18 protein-coding genes are annotated in these 18,933 nt (G+C 59.7%); 11 read left to right on the top strand and 7 right to left on the bottom strand.

Features of this window, described 5'->3' with window-relative positions:
- Positions 1 to 102: 102 nt before the first annotated feature.
- A complete protein-coding gene (locus RIB87_RS10350) occupies positions 103 to 1,434 on the top strand; it encodes a hemolysin family protein (protein ID WP_350146257.1) in 1,332 nt (443 codons plus the stop codon).
- On the opposite strand, the gene RIB87_RS10345 is transcribed toward RIB87_RS10350, so the two are convergent.
- Entirely contained in the window at positions 1,431 to 2,855 is a 1,425-nt protein-coding gene (locus RIB87_RS10345; protein ID WP_350146255.1) for an FAD-binding oxidoreductase, read from the bottom strand. The two genes, RIB87_RS10350 and RIB87_RS10345, sit on opposite strands and share 4 nt — an antisense overlap.
- Before the next feature lie 55 nt (positions 2,856 to 2,910).
- Positions 2,911 to 3,876 carry an L-threonylcarbamoyladenylate synthase gene (locus tag RIB87_RS10340; RefSeq protein WP_350146253.1) on the bottom strand — a complete coding sequence of 322 codons (966 nt, stop codon included), beginning with the start codon at positions 3,874 to 3,876 and terminating at the stop codon, positions 2,911 to 2,913.
- A 118-nt stretch (positions 3,877 to 3,994) separates the two neighbouring features.
- Here RIB87_RS10340 and RIB87_RS10335 point away from each other — a divergent pair, with 118 nt between their 5' ends.
- The 7 genes from RIB87_RS10335 to RIB87_RS10305 all read left to right on the top strand — a co-directional run bounded on the left by RIB87_RS10335 (position 3,995) and on the right by RIB87_RS10305 (position 11,325).
- Positions 3,995 to 5,791, top strand: coding sequence for an acyl-CoA dehydrogenase family protein (locus RIB87_RS10335; RefSeq protein WP_350146251.1), 1,797 nt, complete (start codon positions 3,995 to 3,997; stop codon positions 5,789 to 5,791).
- Positions 5,792 to 5,855: 64 nt separating this feature from the next.
- The gene (locus tag RIB87_RS10330) at positions 5,856 to 6,941 is read left to right on the top strand and encodes an MBL fold metallo-hydrolase (RefSeq protein ID WP_350146249.1); all 1,086 of its coding nucleotides are present in this window, start codon (positions 5,856 to 5,858) and stop codon (positions 6,939 to 6,941) included.
- A gap of 58 nt (positions 6,942 to 6,999) precedes the next feature.
- The gene (locus RIB87_RS10325; RefSeq protein ID WP_350146247.1) at positions 7,000 to 7,929 is read left to right on the top strand and encodes a histone deacetylase family protein; all 930 of its coding nucleotides are present in this window, start codon (positions 7,000 to 7,002) and stop codon (positions 7,927 to 7,929) included.
- A gap of 40 nt (positions 7,930 to 7,969) precedes the next feature.
- On the top strand, positions 7,970 to 8,227 hold the full coding sequence (locus RIB87_RS10320) for an exodeoxyribonuclease VII small subunit (RefSeq protein WP_350146245.1): 258 nt from the start codon (positions 7,970 to 7,972) through the stop codon (positions 8,225 to 8,227).
- 58 nt (positions 8,228 to 8,285) lie between these two features.
- Positions 8,286 to 9,017: a TlyA family RNA methyltransferase gene (locus tag RIB87_RS10315; RefSeq protein ID WP_350146243.1), complete on the top strand. Its 732-nt coding sequence runs from the start codon at positions 8,286 to 8,288 to the stop codon at positions 9,015 to 9,017.
- The gene (locus tag RIB87_RS10310; RefSeq protein WP_350146241.1) at positions 9,010 to 10,248 is read left to right on the top strand and encodes a class I SAM-dependent RNA methyltransferase; all 1,239 of its coding nucleotides are present in this window, start codon (positions 9,010 to 9,012) and stop codon (positions 10,246 to 10,248) included. Before RIB87_RS10315 ends, RIB87_RS10310 begins: the two co-directional genes overlap by 8 nt.
- 9 nt (positions 10,249 to 10,257) lie before the next feature.
- Positions 10,258 to 11,325, top strand: a complete 1,068-nt coding sequence (locus tag RIB87_RS10305) for a class I SAM-dependent methyltransferase (protein WP_350146239.1) — start codon at positions 10,258 to 10,260, stop codon at positions 11,323 to 11,325.
- Between the two features lie 10 nt (positions 11,326 to 11,335).
- Here RIB87_RS10305 and RIB87_RS10300 read toward each other — a convergent pair whose 3' ends face one another.
- From RIB87_RS10300 to RIB87_RS10280, 5 genes are all read right to left on the bottom strand, one after another.
- The gene (locus tag RIB87_RS10300) at positions 11,336 to 11,908 is read right to left on the bottom strand and encodes a hypothetical protein (protein ID WP_350146237.1); all 573 of its coding nucleotides are present in this window, start codon (positions 11,906 to 11,908) and stop codon (positions 11,336 to 11,338) included.
- Positions 11,901 to 13,043: a chorismate synthase gene (aroC, locus tag RIB87_RS10295; protein ID WP_350146235.1), complete on the bottom strand. Its 1,143-nt coding sequence runs from the start codon at positions 13,041 to 13,043 to the stop codon at positions 11,901 to 11,903. Before aroC ends, RIB87_RS10300 begins: the two co-directional genes overlap by 8 nt.
- 24 nt (positions 13,044 to 13,067) lie before the next feature.
- Positions 13,068 to 13,877, bottom strand: coding sequence for an enoyl-ACP reductase FabI (gene fabI, locus RIB87_RS10290; RefSeq protein WP_350146232.1), 810 nt, complete (start codon positions 13,875 to 13,877; stop codon positions 13,068 to 13,070).
- Positions 13,878 to 14,057: 180 nt separating this feature from the next.
- The gene (locus tag RIB87_RS10285) at positions 14,058 to 14,963 is read right to left on the bottom strand and encodes a DnaJ C-terminal domain-containing protein (protein WP_350146229.1); all 906 of its coding nucleotides are present in this window, start codon (positions 14,961 to 14,963) and stop codon (positions 14,058 to 14,060) included.
- Positions 14,964 to 15,071: 108 nt separating this feature from the next.
- Complete coding sequence (locus RIB87_RS10280) at positions 15,072 to 16,163, bottom strand: SEL1-like repeat protein (RefSeq protein WP_350146227.1); 1,092 nt, start codon at positions 16,161 to 16,163, stop codon at positions 15,072 to 15,074.
- Between the two features lie 254 nt (positions 16,164 to 16,417).
- Between RIB87_RS10280 and pdxH the strand changes: the two genes are divergently transcribed.
- From pdxH to RIB87_RS10265, 3 genes are all read left to right on the top strand, one after another.
- Entirely contained in the window at positions 16,418 to 17,068 is a 651-nt protein-coding gene (pdxH, locus tag RIB87_RS10275) for a pyridoxamine 5'-phosphate oxidase (protein WP_350146225.1), read from the top strand.
- A gap of 128 nt (positions 17,069 to 17,196) precedes the next feature.
- Positions 17,197 to 18,171: a cation diffusion facilitator family transporter gene (locus RIB87_RS10270; RefSeq protein ID WP_350146223.1), complete on the top strand. Its 975-nt coding sequence runs from the start codon at positions 17,197 to 17,199 to the stop codon at positions 18,169 to 18,171.
- Between the two features lie 10 nt (positions 18,172 to 18,181).
- The gene (locus RIB87_RS10265; protein WP_350146221.1) at positions 18,182 to 18,931 is read left to right on the top strand and encodes an SDR family NAD(P)-dependent oxidoreductase; all 750 of its coding nucleotides are present in this window, start codon (positions 18,182 to 18,184) and stop codon (positions 18,929 to 18,931) included.
- The last annotated feature ends 2 nt before the right edge of the window (positions 18,932 to 18,933 follow it).

Genomic DNA, 18,933 nt, shown 5'->3' with positions numbered 1-18,933 from the left:
TTTGCGTGCTCCTTCGCGCTTATTAGCGGGCAGGCCCGCAAAAACGAGCAAATCACGTTACAAGTGCCTATATTGATTGCATAGGGTCGGCTTGGGTTCTCGATGGCATTCGACATCATCATTCTTCTAGCGCTGGTAGGATTGAACGGCTTCTTCGCCCTGTCGGAGATGGCGGTTGTCTCGTCGCGCTCGGCGCGCCTGCAGGCCATAGCCGACGGCGACAGGCGGGCCGCAGGCGCAAAAGTGGCTGCCAGGCTGCGCGAAAAGCCAGAACGGTTTCTCTCAACCGTCCAGATCGGCATCACGATGATCGGCGTATTGTCTGGCGCGTTCGGGGCAGCCACAGTGTCGCAGCCGCTTGGCGAGATGCTGGGCCGCGTTGAGTTCATCGGCGACTACGGCGCCCCGCTGGCCCTTGGTCTGGTGGTGGTTTTTGTCACCATCCTGACGCTCGTCATCGGGGAACTGGTGCCAAAACGCATTGCGCTGGGCAATCCTGAATACATTGCCAGCGGTATCGCCCGGCCGATGCTGGGCCTGTCGCGTATCTTCAGTCCGCTGGTCAATCTGCTGTCTGTGCTGAGCGATCTCACGTTGAAAGTCTTGGGCATTTCAGCGGAGCCGGTCAGTCAGGTAACAGAAGAGGAAATCCGCCAGCTTGTGATTGAGGGTGCCGAAGCGGGGGCCATCGAGGATGTCGAACGCGACATCGTGCACCGCGTCTTCCGCCTTGGCGATAAAATGGCCTACGACATCATGACGCCGCGCCGTCAGGTGCCGTGGCTGGACTTTGAAGCCCCGCTTGCCAGGAATGCGGAGGTCATCCGCGAGGCGCAGTCCATGCGCTATGTGGTGGGGCGCGGCCCCCGGCGCGAACCCATCGGCGTCATCCGCGCGGAAGACCTGCTGGCAGCCCTGCCGGAGGAAATGGAGCTTGATCTGTTCGCAAACATGAGCGCGCCGCTTTATGTGCCTGAAACGGCAAAGGCTTTGCAGGTGCTGGGCACCATGCAGTCTGAAAACAAGTTCATGGCGCTGGTGGTTGATGAGTTCGGTGAGGTGCAGGGTGCAATCACCTTGGCGGAAATATTCCGCGCCATGGTTGGCGACATTACCAGTGACGGAAGCGCGCCGCGCATCGCCTTCACCACCCGCACCGACGGCAGTTTCCTCGTTGAAGGCGGTGCTACCGTTGATGAGTTGAAAGAGGTTCTGGGACTGCGTTCGCTGCCGGGTGAAGATAAGGAAGACTTCAACACGCTTGCCGGAGCGATGCTGCATTTCTTTGGCCGCCTTCCCACAGAAGGCGATGAGTTTATCTGGGACGGCTACCGTTTCGAGATCATGGATGTGGATGGCACCCGCATCGACAAGGTGCTGATTGCCCCGTTGCGCAATATTCCGATTGCCGGACTGCGCGGCAAAAGCGCCTAAATCAGCTTGCCGGGGTTCATGATCCCGTGCGGATCAAGTGCCTTTTTGATGGCCCGCATCGCATCCAGCGCCACGTCAGACTTGTAGCGGGTAATTTCGTCGCGCTTGAGCGTGCCAATGCCGTGTTCGGCAGAAATCGACCCGTCGAGCGACGCCACCACACCATGTACAAGGTCGTTCATGGCCTGCCATTGGTCCAAAAATGCCTTGCCATCCATGTCGCGCGGCTGACTAAGATTGAAGTGAATGTTGCCGTCGCCAATATGGCCAAACGGCACCGGACGCACCCCCGGCAGGGCCTGGGTTACAGCCTGCGTCGCCTGCGCCAGAAATGCTGGCACCTGCGACACCGGAACCGACACATCATGCTTGATGCTGGCGCCTTCCAGCTTTTGCGCTTCTGACATGTTTTCACGCAGCGCCCACAAAGCCATACGCTGCGTTTCGCTCTCTGCAATCACAGCGTCCGCCACCATCTCGTTTTCAATCGCGGTTGCCAGAGAGGTTTCCAGCACATGCCGTAACCAGCCGTCGGTCCCGGCTGTCAGCTCCGCAAGCACATACCACTCATGCGCTTGCGAGAGTGGGTCCATCGCGCCGTCGAAATGCGCCAGTACCAGCTCAAATCCCTGTCGGCTGATGATCTCGAAGGTTGAAACCAGCCCGCCGCTTGCGTCTTGTAACTGCACAAGAAGCTCCACCGCGGCCTGTGGATCGCGCACCGCGATGAATGCTGTTTCAGTGGCCTTTGGTGCCGGAAACAGTTTCAGCACTGCCCGCGTGATAATGCCAAGTGTGCCTTCCGCGCCCGCGAGCAGCGCCGTCAGGTCATAGCCGGTGTTGTCCTTGCGCAGTCCTGAAAGCCCGTTCCAGATGCGCCCGTCCGGCAACACGGCTTCCAGTCCCAGCACAAGGCTGCGCATCGAGCCGTATCGAAGCACAGCCGTGCCCCCTGCATTGGTGGAAATGACGCCGCCAATCTGGCACGAGCCTTCGGACGCAAGGCTCAGCGGAAACAATCTGTCATTCTCGCGCGCCACATCCTGAATGGCAGCAAGCGTGCAGCCTGCATCAACTGTCACCGTATTGTTGAGGGCATCCACGCCATGTACGGCTTTCATGCGCTCCAGCGACACAACAATCTGGGCGCCGGACACATCAGGTATCTGCCCGCCTACAAGCCCGGTATTGCCCCCTTGCGGCACAAGCGCTGTGCGCGTTTCGTGCGCAATACGCACGATGTCCGCCACAGCCTGCGTGGAAGCAGGGCGCAGCACCAGCGGGGCCGTGCCGCGATATATGCCGCGCCACTCAACCAGATAGCGCTCAATATCGTCGTGCCCGGCAACAAGCGCGCCGCCGGGCCCGGCGGCATGTGCCAGACGTTTGAGCGTCTCAGGTGAAGGTATGGCAACGGTCATGTCACTCACCTAGAGCCGATTGTGCCGGTCGTCAAAGGCCCTGTCGTGCAGCATGTCATGGCGCGTCCGGGCGAGGGGCCGCAGCGCGCGCAAGTCTGTCGTTTATCGCTTCGCCCACACCGTGCGCGGGTATCGGCATCACGGCTATGCCCTGAGCCGCGCGGCCATCCAGCAATCGCAGCATTGCAAACAGATTGGCCGCAGCCTCCACCACATCACCAGCCGGACTGAGGTTCAGCATCGGGCCGTCATGCGCAGGCACGTGCGGCCCGAATGCCAGCAGAGCTTCATTATCGCCGGCGCCCTTTGCATTCAACCGCACGGCAGATGTGGGTGCATAATGGCTCATGAGCATTCCCGGCGACACAACATCCTCGTTGTCCGCCGTCGCCGCCAGTTTGCCGGCAACCGCCTCGATTTCGCTTTTGGTAACAGAGCCGGGCCGAAGCAGCCGGACGGTGCCGTCAGTTACTGCGACAACCGTGGATTCCAGGCCGATTTCACATGGCCCGCCGTCGAGTATCATCCCGACTTTGGTGCCCAGCCCGGCGGCCACATGGTCCGCCGTTGTGGGGCTTACGGCACCTGAGGGGTTGGCGCTTGGCGCTGCCAGCGGTTTGCCCACGCGCTCGATCAGTCCGTGGGCGACAGGGTGGCGGGGTATGCGGATAGCAATCGTGTCCAGACCCGCACAGGCCAGCAGCGAAACAGGACAGGCGGCGTGTCGTGGCAAAACCAGCGTCAGCGGGCCGGGCCAGAAGGCGTCTGCAAGAGCCACGGCGGCGGCGTCGAAGACACCGAGCTTCCGGGCCATGCCCATATCCGCCACGTGGCTTATCAAAGGGTTGAAGGTAGGCCGCCCCTTTGCGGCAAAGATACCCGCCACGGCGGTGTCATTGGTGGCATCCGCTGCCAACCCGTACACGGTCTCTGTGGGCATGGCTACAAGGCCGCCAGCGCACACAATCTGTGCTGCGCGCGCCATGCTGTGCTCATCAGGAAGGGGTGGAGAGGCGATCATGGCCGCAACCTGCCATGCCCCGCGCTACTGCGAAAGTCAGCCAATTGCCCCGAAGGTGGATATGGCGGCCATTTCTGCTATCTGTTGCCTCATACGTCCCTTGAAAAACGAGACTCCCATGACCTACCGCCCGCCCGTTCGCGACATGTCTTTTGCCCTCAACGAGATTGCCGGACTGAAAGAGCTATGCGGCAGCAAGGCCTTCCCCGATCTGGAGCCTGATCTGATCGAGCAGGTGCTGGAAGAGGCCGGGCGCATGGCAGGCGATCTGCTGGCCCCCCTCAACTGGACCGGCGACCAACAAGGCGCCCGTCTGGAAGCAGACGGCGTCAAGGCACCGGATGGTTTTGCGGATGCCTACAAGCAGTGGTTTGAAGCCGGCTGGTGCTCTATCCCCGGTGACGTGAACTATGGCGGGCAGGGCTTGCCGCTGTCTCTCGCAGTGGCAGTTCAGGAATATATTAACCAGGCCAACATGGCCTTTGGCCTGTGCCCGATGCTGAGCCAGGGTGCGGTTGAAAGCCTCACGCAGCACGGGTCAGAGGCATTGCGCGAAAAGTATCTGCCCAAGCTCCTGTCCGGTGAATGGACCGGCTCCATGAACCTCACCGAGCCACAGGCGGGCTCTGATGTGGGCGCGCTCAAGGCCAAGGCCGAGCCGCAGGGTGATGGCACCTACAAGATCAGGGGCACCAAGATTTATATCACCTGGGGCGACCATGACATGGCGGAGAACATCATCCACCTCGTGCTGGCCCGCCTGCCGGATGCACCGGAAGGCACCAAAGGCGTGTCGCTGTTTTTGGTACCCAAATATTTTGTCAACGACGACGGGTCGCTGGGTGCGGCAAACGATGTCAAATGCATCGGCCTTGAAAAGAAACTCGGCATTCACGCCAGCCCCACCTGCGTCATGGCCTATGGCGAAAACGAGGGTGCCATCGGCTGGCTGATTGGTGAGGAAAACAAAGGCATGCGCTGCATGTTCACCATGATGAATAACGCGCGGCTCAATGTCGGTATGCAGGGCGTCGGCATTGCTGAGCGCGCCTACCAGCAGGCGCTGGACTATGCGATGGAGCGCAAACAGGGCAAGGCATTTACACCGTACACGGATAAACCGGACGGTCCTTCCGCCATCATCGACCACCCGGATGTACGCCGCATGTTGATGACCATGAAAGCCATGACGGAAGCAACCCGCGGTATCTGCTATGCCAATGCCGTAGCGCTGGACCTTGAACACAATGGCGACGATGACGCCAAACGCAAATGGGGGCAGGGCCGTGCGGCGTTGCTGACACCGATCTCCAAAGGCTTTTCAACCGATGTGGGTGTAGATGTTGCTTCCATCGGCATCCAGATTCACGGCGGCATGGGCTTCATTGAAGAAACAGGCGCCGCCCAACACCTGCGCGACAGCCGCATTGCACCAATCTATGAAGGCACAAACGGCATACAGGCCATTGATCTTGTCAGTCGCAAGCTGACGCTTGATGGCGGTTCCGTGATTGCGGATTTTCTGGATGAGATTGATGAAACTGCCAAGGCCTGCTCGGCGTCCAACGACGAGAAGCTTGTCACCATCGGTCGCGAGCTTGCGACTGCGAATGCCACTTTGCGCGAAACAACGGACTGGCTGCTGGAAGCTTTGAAGACCGAAGCAACGGATGCCCTGGGCGGCGCAACGCCCTACCTCAAGATGATCGGCACTGTAGCTGGCGGCGCTTATCTGGCGAAGGGTGCGCTGAAGGCGCACCCTGCTGCCGGAGATGACGCCTATCTGGCAGCGCGTGTGGATATGGCAGCATTTTACGCGACAAATATTCTGCCGCAGGCTGCCGGTCTCAAGAGCCCGGTGACGTCGGGGGCCGCTGCCCTTTATGCGCTGGACACAAACCTGCTGGCCTCGTGACGCGGACGTCGTGCGTTGACGCTAACGTCAACGTCACGTACCCCTGAGGCCAACAGGAGCACCCATGTCCGACACAAATCGCCCCCAATCGCCTGCCGAGATCACCTACCCCTTCGGCAGGAAAATCGCACCCGAACCCGGCGACACAGTGGAAATTGCGCCCGGTATCCATTGGCTGCGGATGCCGCTGCCCTACACGCTGGACCATATCAATCTGTATCTGATTGAGGATGGCGATAGCTGGGTCATCGTTGATACCGGGGTCAACACCTCCAAGGTGCGCGACATCTGGGAGCAGCATTTCACCGGCACCATGCAGGGCCGCCCCGTCAGCAAGGTGATTGTCACCCATCTGCATCCCGACCACGTAGGGCTTGCCGGGTGGCTGTGCCGCCGGCTCGATGTGGAATTGTGGATGTCGCGCACGGACTATCTCATGTGCCGCAACCTGGTTCTGGATACGGGTACGGAAGCCCCCGAAGAAGGCGTGCGGTTTTACCGCGAAGCCGGCTTCAACGACACGCAGATCGCTACCTACAAACGCCGCTTTGGCGGTTTTGGTCAGCACGTTTCAACTCTGCCCCAAAGCTTCAGGCGCATGGTCGGTGGTGGCGAAATCGAGATCGGCGGGCGGACCTGGCACATGGTCGTTGGCCGTGGCCACGCGCCTGAGCATATTTGCCTGTGGTGCCCTGAGGCAGGCGTATTACTGTCCGGTGATCAGGTGCTGCCACGCATCTCGTCCAATATCAGCGTCCACCCAACGGAGCCACAAGCCGACCCGCTGACCGACTGGCTGGAAAGCTGCGCCCGCATCCGCGACCAGTTGCCCGAAGATACCCTCGTCGGCCCCGCCCACAACGAGCCGTTCTATGGCCTGCGTGTGCGCCTCCAGGCACTCATTGATGAGCACGAGGAAGACCTGGGCAAACTCGAAGACATGCTGCAGCAGCCCAAACGCGCCAACGAGGTTTTCGGCGCGCTGTTCCGCCGCCCCATCACCGACGATCTGGTCCACATGGCCACCGGCGAAAGCCTCGCCCACCTCAACTGCCTCATAGGTCGGGGCGTTGCCCGGCGGTTTTTGGGCGACGACGGCGTGGCGCGCTATGAGCGCAGGGTCACAGCACGGGCCAACGCTGCTGATTAGAGTAAGCCGGAAGCAACTCACCGCTTGCGGCCTTCCGCAACTAAGGCACAATGGCTGAATGACCACGCTGCTCATTACTCATGCCGACTGCAAACAACATGCACCGCCTGCGCGCCACCCTGAAAGTCCGGCGCGATTGCGCGCGGTGATCGATGCGCTGTCACACGGTCAGTTTTCTGATCTTGAGCGTCTGCAGGCAGTACCTGCTACCGCTGAGCATCTGCTGCGTATCCATCCGCAGTCGCACATAGATGCCGTGATGGCGGCAGTTCCCGCCGATGGCTACACATTTGTGGACGAGGATACGGTCATGTCACCCGGCACGGCGCACGCCGCATTGCTGGCGGCAGGTGCCGGGGTGCAGGCGGTGGATCAGGTGATGTCCGGTGCGGTCAAAAATGCGTTTTGTGCGATCCGCCCGCCCGGCCACCATGCGGAGCCTGAGCGCGCCATGGGCTTTTGCTTTTTCAGCAACGCGGCCATTGCCGCGCGTCATGCGCAGGTCAGTCATGGTGCCCGGCGTGTGGCTGTTGTTGATTTTGATGTTCATCACGGCAACGGAACGCAGGCAGCCTTCATCAATGATGCAACGCTTTTTTATGCGTCTACCCATCAGCACCCGCTGTATCCCGGCACTGGCGATGCGGCGACCACAGGCATCGCTGGCAACATCGTCAACGCGCCGTTGCCGCCCCATGCAAACGGTGAGATGTTTCGCGCCGCTTATCAGGATCGTATTTTGCCCGCTCTTGATGCCTTTGCGCCGGATCTGATTGTCATATCTGCGGGGTTTGACGGCCACCGCCGCGACCCGCTGGCGCAAATGGACCTCGAAGATGAGGATTATGCCTGGATTACGCAGCAATTATGCAAAACCGCGCACCGCCATTGCGAAGGCCGCGTCATCTCGCTACTTGAAGGGGGCTACGACCTGAAAGCGCTTGCCAGCGCATCGGGCGCCCATGTTGCAGCCCTGATGGCTGCCTAACGCTTATCCTTCCTGACCTAAAACCTGCTGGAATAATCCAATGGCCGACAAAATCCCCGCTGATATCAAGAAGTTGTCTTTTGAGGCCGCGCTGGAAGAGCTTGAGACAATCGTCAGCGAGCTTGAAGGTGGCGACGTGGACCTCGAAAAATCAATTCAGGTGTATGAGCGTGGCACAGCCCTCAAGTCGCACTGCGAGGCCAAGCTCCGGGAAGCCGAAATGAAGGTCGAGAAAATCACCCTCGACGCTTCGGGTGCCGCCAAGGGCACCGCAGCAGCCCACATGGACGACGATTGATTTTCAGGCACACACCATTGTTGCCCGGCCCGGCCTTCGTTTCCGGAGCGCACATCCCGTGAGGCTTGATCTTCTGCTTGTAGAACGCGGACTGGCACCGTCGCGCGCCCGGGCCCAGTCAGAAATCAAGGCGGGCAGGGTTCGCGTTGCTGGTGCTGTCGTGACGAAAGCCGCGCAGGAAACAGACCCCGGCTTTGAGATATCTCTTGATGACCCCTCCATCCCCTATGTCTCACGTGGCGGTCTTAAGCTTGCCCATGCGCTGGACCAGTTTGGTATTCCCTGCAAAGACATGACCGTGCTCGATGTTGGCGCCTCCACCGGCGGCTTCACCGATGTTGTGTTGTCGCGCGGCGCGAGGCTGGTCTATGCGGTGGATGTGGGCCACGACCAACTGTCTGCCAAGTTTCGCGGCGATCCCAGAGTGGTGTCCCTTGAAGGTCAGGATGTGCGTACGCTTGCCGCCGCGCAGGTGCCTGATCCGGTCAGCCTCATCGTGTGCGACGTGTCGTTTATTTCAGCTACAAAAGTGCTGCCTGCCGCGTGTACCTTTGCGGCGCCAGTCTCGCGACTGGTGGTGTTGGTCAAGCCACAGTTTGAAGTTGGACGCGGCGCAATAGGCAAGGGCGGCATCGTCAAGGATGTTGACGCCCGACGCGCCTCCATAGCCGCCGTGAGTGACGCAGTTGCCGCCCTTGACGGATGGACCGTTACGGGATGCGTTGAGAGCCCGATTGCAGGCGGAAGCGGCAATATCGAGTTTCTTCTTGGTGCACGCCGGGATGGATAAAGTTACCATCACCGAGCTTGCCCACAAGGGCGACGGCGTTGCGCTGGTTGATGGCCAGCCTGTGTTTGTGGACGGTGCGGCCCCTGGCGATGTGGTGTCACTCAACACAGACGGTGCCCGCGCAAAAATTGTTGCCGTACACGAAGCATCCAGCCACAGGGTCACGCCACCGTGCAACCACGCGGGCCACTGTGGCGGCTGCACCCTGCAACACCTCAATGATAGGTTTGTCGCCGACTGGAAACGCGACCAGATTGTTACAGCTCTGGCCCACCGGGGCATAGACGCTGATGTTGCCAGCACCGTTTGTATGCCGCCCCGCTCGCGTCGCCGCGCGGTATTCGCCGCCCGGCGTAACAGTTCGGGCGTTGTTCTGGGTTTTCATGAGAAATCCTCCGGTCACATCGTCGAGGTTCCCGGCTGTTGGGTGATTGATCCCGCTATTACCGCCGCCATTCCTCAGCTTGAAACGCTTCTGGCCGACGGGCTGACACGGCGTGGCGAAGCACGTGTGTCTGTCACGACCACCCAAAACGGCCTCGATGTTGCTGTCGAAATGCCCGGCAAGCCGCTTGATGGAAAACTGTTGTCGCGGCTGTCTGCCGCCGGTCAATCAGCAGGTCTTGCACGACTGACGTGGAACGGTGAGCCGGTGGCTCAATGGCTGGATCCGGTAATTTTGTTTGACGGACTTGCCTGTACGCCTCCTGCGGGCGGCTTTTTGCAGGCGGTTGAAGCAGCCGAGGCCGTGTTGCGCGGCAAGGTGATGGAGGCGCTGAAGGGCCTCAAGCGCCCAAAGAGAACTGTTGATCTGTTTTCAGGATGTGGTGCATTCGCCCTGCCGATGGCGCGCCTTGCCAAAGTGGACGCCTTTGACAGTGATGGCGGTGCTGTTGCATCGCTCGATCAGGCAGTGCGCAACCTTCAGGGCCTAAAGCCGGTGGTGTCCAGCCGCCGTGACCTGTTTCGCCGCCCGCTTCTGCCGCAGGATCTCAAAGTCTATGACTTTGCCGTGATAGATCCGCCCCGCGCCGGTGCTGCCGCGCAGGTGGAGCAGTTGGCAGCGTCCAGCGTTCCGGTCATCGCGTCTGTATCCTGTAACCCGGGAACATTTGCCCGAGACGCGCGGACATTGATCGACGGCGGTTATGAAATGGGTGAGGTCACGCCGGTAGATCAATTCCGCTGGTCACCTCACGTTGAACTGGTCGCGGTGTTCAAACGCGCCTAGATTAGAGGTATGAGCGACGTATCATCCAGCATCGGTTCCAAACGGGCCTTACGCCTCGCCTACGGATTGAGCCAGGGCGCGCGGGTGGCGTGGTATCTGGGGCACTATGCAGCAACCAGACGTATCGTCGGCCCGCTGCGGGATAAAAATACACCGCCCCCAGACTCAACGGCCAAGGCACCCAATCGTCAGGCACTGCTCAAGGCCGTAACGGACCTGTTTGCCGCTGACTGGCGCAACGTGGAGGCCGGCGTTTACGCCGCCCCACACGACCTTGCGCCAAAGCCCCTTAGCGGCCTTAGAAAAGCGCGTGCCTATCTCAAGGACGTGCCGCAGGTGGATGGCCGCCGCCGCAGCAAATCACATTCTGAAGTGCTGAACGACGAACGCCGCAGCCGCTTTCCGCGCTATTACCTGCAAAACTTCCACTACCAGACCGGCGGCTGGCTGGATGACGCTTCCGCTGAAATCTACGACACTCAGGTTGAAGTGCTGTTCTCTGGCACAGCGGACGCCATGCGTCGGCAGGCGCTCGTTCCGCTGGCACAAGCTCTTGCCGGGCGCGATCAGCGCGACGTTGCCATGCTGGATGTCGCCTGCGGTACCGGACGTTTTTTGACTTTTGTGTGTGATAACTATCCGCGCCTGAACCTCACCACAGTGGACATGTCGCCAAACTATCTGGCGAAGGCAAAGAGGACGCTGCGGCGCTGGCGTAACGTCACGTTCATCAATGCAAATGCAGAGCACCTGCCGGTTGCGGATGGCAGTCAGGATGTCGTGACATGCGTTTATCTGTTCCACGAGTTGCCGCCCAAAATCAGGCGTGGTGTGGCCGCAGAAATGGCCCGCGTGCTGAAGCCAGGCGGGCGGCTGATCTTTGTGGACGCGCTGCAAAAAGGCGACGCTGCCGACATGGACGGGCTTTTGGACTTTTTCCCGTGGGCCTTTCACGAGCCGTATTTTGGCTCATACACCAAGGAAAATCTGGCAAAGCTGTTTGCAGGCACAGGCCTTGTGCAGGTTTCTGAAACGCCCGCGTTCCTGTCCAAGGTCCTGACGTTTGAAAAAGCCTAGGTAGCTTGCGTTAAGTCGTGCGCATATAGCGACGCATGGCACCAATGATGGCTTCCGGTGTGGCTGAAAGTGGCTCCAGCCGAATGACCACAAGGCGGTTTTTGTCACCATCGCCAGTGCGCTTCAAAGACCAGACCGTGGTCATCATGCTGCGGATGGCATCCGGTTTTCCGTCGTCTTTCAACACCACGTCGTCGGCAGGTGCGGCAAGTGTCAATTCCAGGTGTGCATTGCGGATCGTCCGCACGGCCCTGTCATACATCCTGACAGAGCTGATAGCAGACCAGGGCAACCAGCCCATCCCATCCAGATAAAACCCACGCGGTTCCACACGTAGTTGCGCCCGTTCGGTGCGGATCATCGGAAAGAAATAAAACGCTGACCCCAGCATGGCGCAGGCCAGAAGCAGGAAGGCGATGGTGCCGGACATGATGCCGCCGAGCAAAAAAAACAGTCCAAAGAACGTGCCGCCATACACCATCATCTCGCCGGACTGTCGTTCGTAGGTTGCCGCCAGACTTGCCGGTGCCCCAGTGCCGTCCCGCGCGGCCTCGTTTTCAGCAAAGGGATCAGTTTCACTCATCGCTGAAAATATCTCCAAGTGGCAGGCCGGTGGCACGCCCGGTCTGTGCGCGGTGGCGCAACAGTTGGTCAGCCAGCACACAGGCCATCATGGCCTCACCCACCGGCACAGCACGAATGCCAACGCACGGGTCATGCCGGCCTTTGGTTACAATGTCAGTATTTTTTCCGGCCAGATCCACTGTCTTGCGTGGCGTCAGAATGGACGACGTCGGCTTGACTGCAAACCGGGCAACAACGTCCTGCCCGGTTGAAATGCCGCCCTGCACACCGCCCGCATGGTTGGAGGTAAACACCGGCTCGCCGTTTTTCATACGCATCTGATCAGCATTTTTCTCGCCGGTCAGTTTTGCCGTCTCCATCCCGTCGCCGATCTCAACAGCTTTCACAGCATTGATGCTCATCAGCGCACCGGCGAGCTCCGCATCCAGCTTGCCATATATTGGCGCACCAAGACCTGCGGGCACACCGAGCGCCTGAACCTCGATCACCGCGCCACACGACGAGCCTGCCTTGCGAATGCCATCAAGATAGGTTGCCCATTTTTCGGCACTTTGCTCATGCGGGCACCAGAACGGGTTGGTATTGACCAGATCCCAGTTCCAGCTTTTTCGCGTCTTTGGCAGTTTGTGCGGACCCACCTGCACGAGCGCACCGCGTATGACAACATCGCCGATAACTGCATTCAGCACTTTGCGCGCAATAGCACCGGCGGCAACACGCGCTGCGGTCTCGCGGGCAGACTGACGCCCGCCACCGCGATAATCGCGAATGCCATATTTTGCATAATAGGCATAGTCAGCATGACCGGGCCTGAACTTGTCCTTGATGTCGCCATAGTCCTTGGAGCGCTGGTCCACATTTTCAATCAGCAGGCTTATCGGTGTTCCGGTTGTTACCTGAACGCCGGATGCATCCGGGAAGACCCCTGAAAGGATGCGCACCTGGTCCGGCTCGCGGCGCTGGGTTGTGTATTTCGACTGGCCGGGACGGCGCTTGTCCATCCACACCTGAATGTCATCTTCCGTAAGCGGAATACCCGCAGGGCAGCCATCCACCACACAGCCAAGAGCCGGCCCGTGAGACTCACCCCAGGTTGTTACGCGAAACAGATGTCCAAAGCTGTTATGGCTCATGGTTGAACGTAAGCGCGCTCTCAATCAGGATACGGATATATCCGGCGCATCCTCCGCTTTCATACCAACAACGTGGTAACCGCCATCGACGTGGTGTACTTCGCCCGTGACCGCGCGGCCCATGTCGGACAGGAGATAGAGCGCCGACTGACCCACTTCATCAATGGTGACAGTCCGCCGCAACGGCGCATTGTACTCGTTCCATTTCAGAATATAGCGAAAGTCGCCAATGCCGCTTGCGGCAAGTGTTTTGATGGGACCGGCAGAAACGGCGTTGACGCGAATAGCCTTCTTGCCGAGGTCTTCGGCGAGATACCTCACGCTTGCCTCAAGCGCCGCCTTGGCCACACCCATCACGTTGTAGTGGGGCATGACTTTTTCAGCGCCATAGTAAGTGAGTGTGACCATTGAGCCGCCATCGGTCATCAGCTTCTCCGCGCGCTGCGCAATGGCTGTGAACGAGTAGCAGGAGATGTTCATGCTCATCAAAAAATTGTCGAGGCTTGTATCAACATAGCGGCCCTTGAGCTCGTCCTTATCGGCAAACGCAATGGCGTGAACCAGAAAGTCGAGCTTGCCCCACTGTGCTTCAAGCGTCTCAAACACCGAATCCATGGACGCTGCATCTGTCACGTCGCAGGGCAGTACCAGATTTGCGCCTACACTGTGTGCCAGCGGGTCAACACGCTTCTTGAGCGCGTCCCCCTGATAGGTGAACGCCAGGTCTGCGCCTGCGTCTGCAGCAGCCTTGGCGATGCCCCATGCGATGGACCGGTCATTTGCGACCCCCATAATCAGGCCGCGTTTGCCCGCCATCAGCCCCGTACCGCTCATCTAGACCTCGTCTTGTTGTTTTTGCCCGCGCCCAACCATCAATGTACCGTCCGGCAGCGCGGTGTTCGTGTGTTTTATAGCATTGCCTTAGCCGATCCGGCCAAGGCTGGCCAGCACAAGCCAATCACGACATGTGAACGATTGTGGCGGGTATTGGCGGGCTGATAGGGGGCCAGAGGCCTAACCAAGTCCAAAGGCGGCGCGCGGGTCGTGCGACTTGGCACCAGGCCACTGGCGCACAAATGCTGCCAGGTCCGCGTCACGGCCCTCTGGCAGCACAATAATCAGCTCGATGAACTGATGACCGGCGGCACCGTCGGCAGACGCAATGCCCTTGCCTGCAAGTCTCAGTACAGTGCCTGAGTTTGAGCCGGCGGGAATTGTGACCCAGACCCTGCCGTTGAGTGTGGGCACCTGAACCTTGGCACCCTCCACAGCTTCGGCAATGGAAATAGGCAATGCCAGCCGGATATCCTTGCCATCGCGGCTGAAATAGGGGTGCGGCTCAATCTCGACTGTCACGAGTGCGTCCCCGGCGCTGCCGCCGGCAGACCCAGGTGCCCCAAGGCCGCGAAGCCGCACTTGTTTTCCATCATCAATACCCGGCGGCAGGGTGACATCCACCGTGCGGTCTGTGGGCAGGGTCACGCGATGGGTGCCGCCTCTTGCAGCATCCAGAAACTTCAGGTGAAGCGAACACGCCAGATCATCGCCGCGGCGACGAAACGGTTTGATGCCGGCTTTTTTCAGCGTCTCAAAAAAATCGCCTGCCCGACCAGTGTTTTGTTTTGTTTCAGGCTTTGTTGGTTTTGCCTCGGATGGGTCTGCACTTTCCGCGCTATCAGGCAGGGGCTGCTCATAGGCCCGGGTGGCTTCAGCAGCGCTTGCGGCAATCCGCTCCTCGCTTGCTTCAAGAGCCCTGAGCGCCCGATAGGCCTCGGTGATTTCCTGAAAGCGCGAATGCGCGCGCGCGTTGCCACCCGACATGTCGGGATGGAACTGCTTTGCCAGCCGACGATATGCCTGCTTGATGGTCGCTTGGTCTGCGCTCTTGGCAACACCCAAGACAAGATGCGGGTCGCGCATGGAAACAACGCCTGAAATCAGAATGAGAACTGGTGTTCACTGTGCACGACAGGCCGATACCATAGGGTTAACGCGGTATTGGCATCAAAGGCGGTGGCCTCAAACCAGCTACTCTTCGACGGTTTGCGTGGGTCTTTCTGCTGCTGGTTCACTGCCTCGCGTGGTGCCCGTCAACTGGCCAATGAGTGCCATAAACTGTGCTGCTTCGCGCTCTGCATCGTCGCGGCGACCTGGCCCCAATTCGCTGCGCAGTTGAGTAGCAGCCACCTCTGATTTTTCATGTCCCGCTGCTGCAGCGATGCTCCACCATGCCAATGCGGCAACCGGATCGCGCGGCTCACCTTCTCCCCGGTTTCGCATCCGTGCGAGCCGATACTGCGCTTCTGTATTGCCGCGATAGGCCATGGCCTCAAAGGCCAGCAATGCATCGGTGAACTTGCGGGACCGGTACGCATCAAGCGCGGCAGCAATATCTCCCGGCGGTGCGGCCTCCTCGGTAGCGTCGGCGTCATCGTCGTTGGCATCAGCAGGCTGTTCCAGGGTAGATGCATCAGTCGCGCCGGTATCGGGTGCTGTTATCTCATTTACGGCAGTTGCATCCGCCGGTTCTTCCGGCACTATCTCAGGTAGCGTCTCTGGCTCTGGCGCTTGTTGATTTGCAGCTGGGCCAGGTAGTGTTGGCACAAGGTCTGCCAGCCGGTTGAGGGCACCTTGATGGCCGCCGCGCGCGGCGAGGGCATACCATCCAAGAGCACGGGCTGTATCTGCTTCCACCCCGATGCCGCGCTCATAGAGCGTTGCCAGGTGGTATTGCGCAATTGGGTGGCCGCCGCGGGCTGCACGATCAAACCATACGGCTGCTGCTTCCGGGTCTTCGCTGCCACCTTCGCCGTTCAGCAACATCACCGCCAGATTGGTCTGGGCTGTTACAAACCCGAACTCAGCCGAGCGCTCATAGAAACTGCGTGCGCGCTGCAAATCCTGTTTAACGCCGCGCCCCAGCCGCAGCATGTGTGCCACGTTGCGTTGCGCCGCAAGGTCACCATCGCGCGCCAGCGGCAGCCAAAGCTCAAATGCGCGGGAATAGTTTTTGGCGTCATATTCAGCGACACCCTGCTTGAACTGCGCCGCAAGAACATCGCGCGAAATATCTTCTTCGTCGGCAGTTTCCTGCGCAAGCACGGGCGAGGGCGGGAACACTGTGAAGACATTACCAGGCGCACCCCCGACCGCAAAGATGACCGCAAGGAACCCCGGGACAAATATGCGCGCAGCGAGGTGTGAGAGTGGCAGTCCCAAGCCGGAAAACCCCTTGTTCAGGTGTAAATCAACCGCCGCCCTTGTTGAGGACAACTACCGGCGTACTATATGCAGGATCATATCAGCGGTCAGGCTTTATCTGACCTTGCAAGCCCCAACCCCCGTTAGGGGCGGCGTGTAATCGGAACAATCTCATGAGTGATTCATCTTCGGCGGACGCGCAAGCCGACATCTTTTCGTCTCAGGATCCACTAAGCCTGTTTGAGGCCTGGATGGCTGATGCGACCAGGAGTGAATCCAATGACCCCAACGCCATGGCTCTGGCTACTGTTGATGAAGCAGGCCTGCCAGACGTACGCATGGTGTTGCTCAAGGGTGCCGACCGCTCAGGTTTTGTATTTTACACCAACCTTGAGAGCGCCAAGGGAACTGAACTTCTGGCCAGTGGAAAAGCAGCCTTATGTTTCCACTGGAAGACACTGCGTCGCCAGATCCGTGTGCGCGGGCCCGTTGAACGCGTCAGCGATGAAGAAGCGGACGCCTATTATGCCAGCCGTCCGCGCGACAGCCGTATAGGGGCGTGGGCATCACGTCAGTCACGCCCGCTGGCAGGACGGTTTGAACTTGAAAAAGAAGTCGCGAAATATGCCGCGAAATATGCCGTCGGACATATCCCGCGCCCGCCGCACTGGTCAGGCTTTCGCGTGGTGCCCCAGCAGATAGAGTTCTGGCGCGACCGGCCGTTCCGCCTGCACGACAGGCTTGTTTTTTACCGGGCCGCACCCGCGCACGCTCAACCGGATGCCTACCCCTGGAAGTGGACAACAGAGCATCTGTTCCCATAGTCATATCTCCGGCAGCACCGCTCTCCGGCAGCACCGCCCGGTGATGTCTGAGATTGCAACTGACTCTTAAAATAATCTAGCAAAATCAGGTTCTTAAGCCTGCGCTGCGCTTGTGATAGAACGACCCTATGAAGTCACTCGACACCCCTCGTTCGTTCCGGCGTCACGTCACGCCCGAGCGTGCAGCAACGCTGATGAAGCGCGCGACCTATGCATCGGTGGCGGTGGCGCTTGTACTCATCTCGATGAAGGCATGGGCCGTGTGGATTACCGGTTCCATGTCGTTGCTCGCCACGTTTCTGGATTCGGTTCTCGATGGTGCCGCATCGCTTGTAAACCTCGTTGCCGTGCGCGTCGCGCTTACACCGGCAGACCGCCAGCACCGCTTTGGTCACGGTAAGGCCGAGGCGCTGGCCGGGTTGGGACAGGCGGCGCTCATTGGTGCATCTGCCTTGTTCCTGACGGTTGAAAGCATTAGCCGCCTTCTTGATCCGGCACCTGTCGAGCGGTCATTTGCCGGCATCAGCATCATCGTGATTTCGCTCGGCTTTACGCTGGCCCTCGTCACCTACCAGCGTTACGTGCAGAGGCTTACCGGATCTCTGGCGATCGCGGCGGATTCACTGCACTACGCCAGCGATGTCTTGCTCAATATCGGCGTGATCGCCGCGCTGATTATTGCGGGCGTATGGGGCATTTCGTGGGCCGACCCGCTCATCGCGCTCGCACTCGCTGCATGGATAGGCCATGCCGCTTGGGAAATTGTCTCCCGCTCGACCAGCGAACTGATGGACCGCGAACTACCCCACGAAGACCGCTTGCGCATTGAGGAAATCGCGCTGGCGCACCCGCAGGTTCACACCATTCATGACCTGCGTACGCGCACAGCGGGGCGTACGGTCTTCATCCAGTTTCATCTCGAAATCCCGGGCGACATGCCTTTGCGGAGGGCACATGCCATCGCTGACGAAGTGGAAATGGCAATCGCAAGTGATTTTCCCGACGCTGAAATCCTGATCCACCAGGACCCAGCCGGGCACGAAGATGTGCCCGAATCCATGCAGCCCGAAAGCCCCATGGCGCCTGGGGCATCCAACGCTTAATGTCAGCCGCATGGAAAACCAAGATCGCCAGCGCACGCTTATTCTGACCGGGGCCAGCCGCGGCATCGGCCACGCGACCGTTATGCGGTTTTCGAGCGCAGGCTGGCGGGTTATCACCTGTTCACGCCATGCGTTCCCGGAAAATTGCCCGTGGGAAGCAGGCCCCGAAGATCATATTCAGGTGGACCTGTCGGACGCCGATGATACTCAGCGCGCCATTGCCGAAATGCGCAATCGCCTGCGCGACCAGGGCAGCCATCTTGATGCGCTGGTCAACAATGCGGGCATCAGTCCCAAGGGCACAGGCGGCGAACGGCTTGGAACCCTCAACACAGAGCCAGGTGACTGGCAGCATGTGCTTCAGGTCAATCTGCTGGCCCCGGTCATGCTCGCGCGTGGCCTGGTGGATGAGTTGCAGGCAGCGTCTGGCGCAGTCGTCAATGTCACCTCTATTGCGGGAAGCCGGGTACACCCGTTTGCCGGCGCCGCCTACGCCACATCAAAGGCTGCGCTTTCAGCGCTGACCCGCGAGATGGCATCCGACTTTGGCCCGCTGGGCGTCAGGGTCAACGCCATTGCGCCGGGCGAAATCGACACCTCTATTTTGTCTCCGGGTACGGAAAAAATAGTGGAAGACATTCCCTTGCGTCGCCTCGGGCAGCCGACTGAAGTGGCTGAAACGATATTTTATTTGTGTTCGGAACAGTCAAGCTACGTCACGGGTGCCGAAATCCACATCAATGGCGGCCAGCACGTTTAGCG

Source organism: Pyruvatibacter sp. (genome assembly GCF_040219635.1).
Lineage (GTDB): Bacteria > Pseudomonadota > Alphaproteobacteria > CGMCC-115125 > CGMCC-115125 > Pyruvatibacter.
This window is presented reverse-complemented; position numbering and strand designations above follow the sequence as displayed.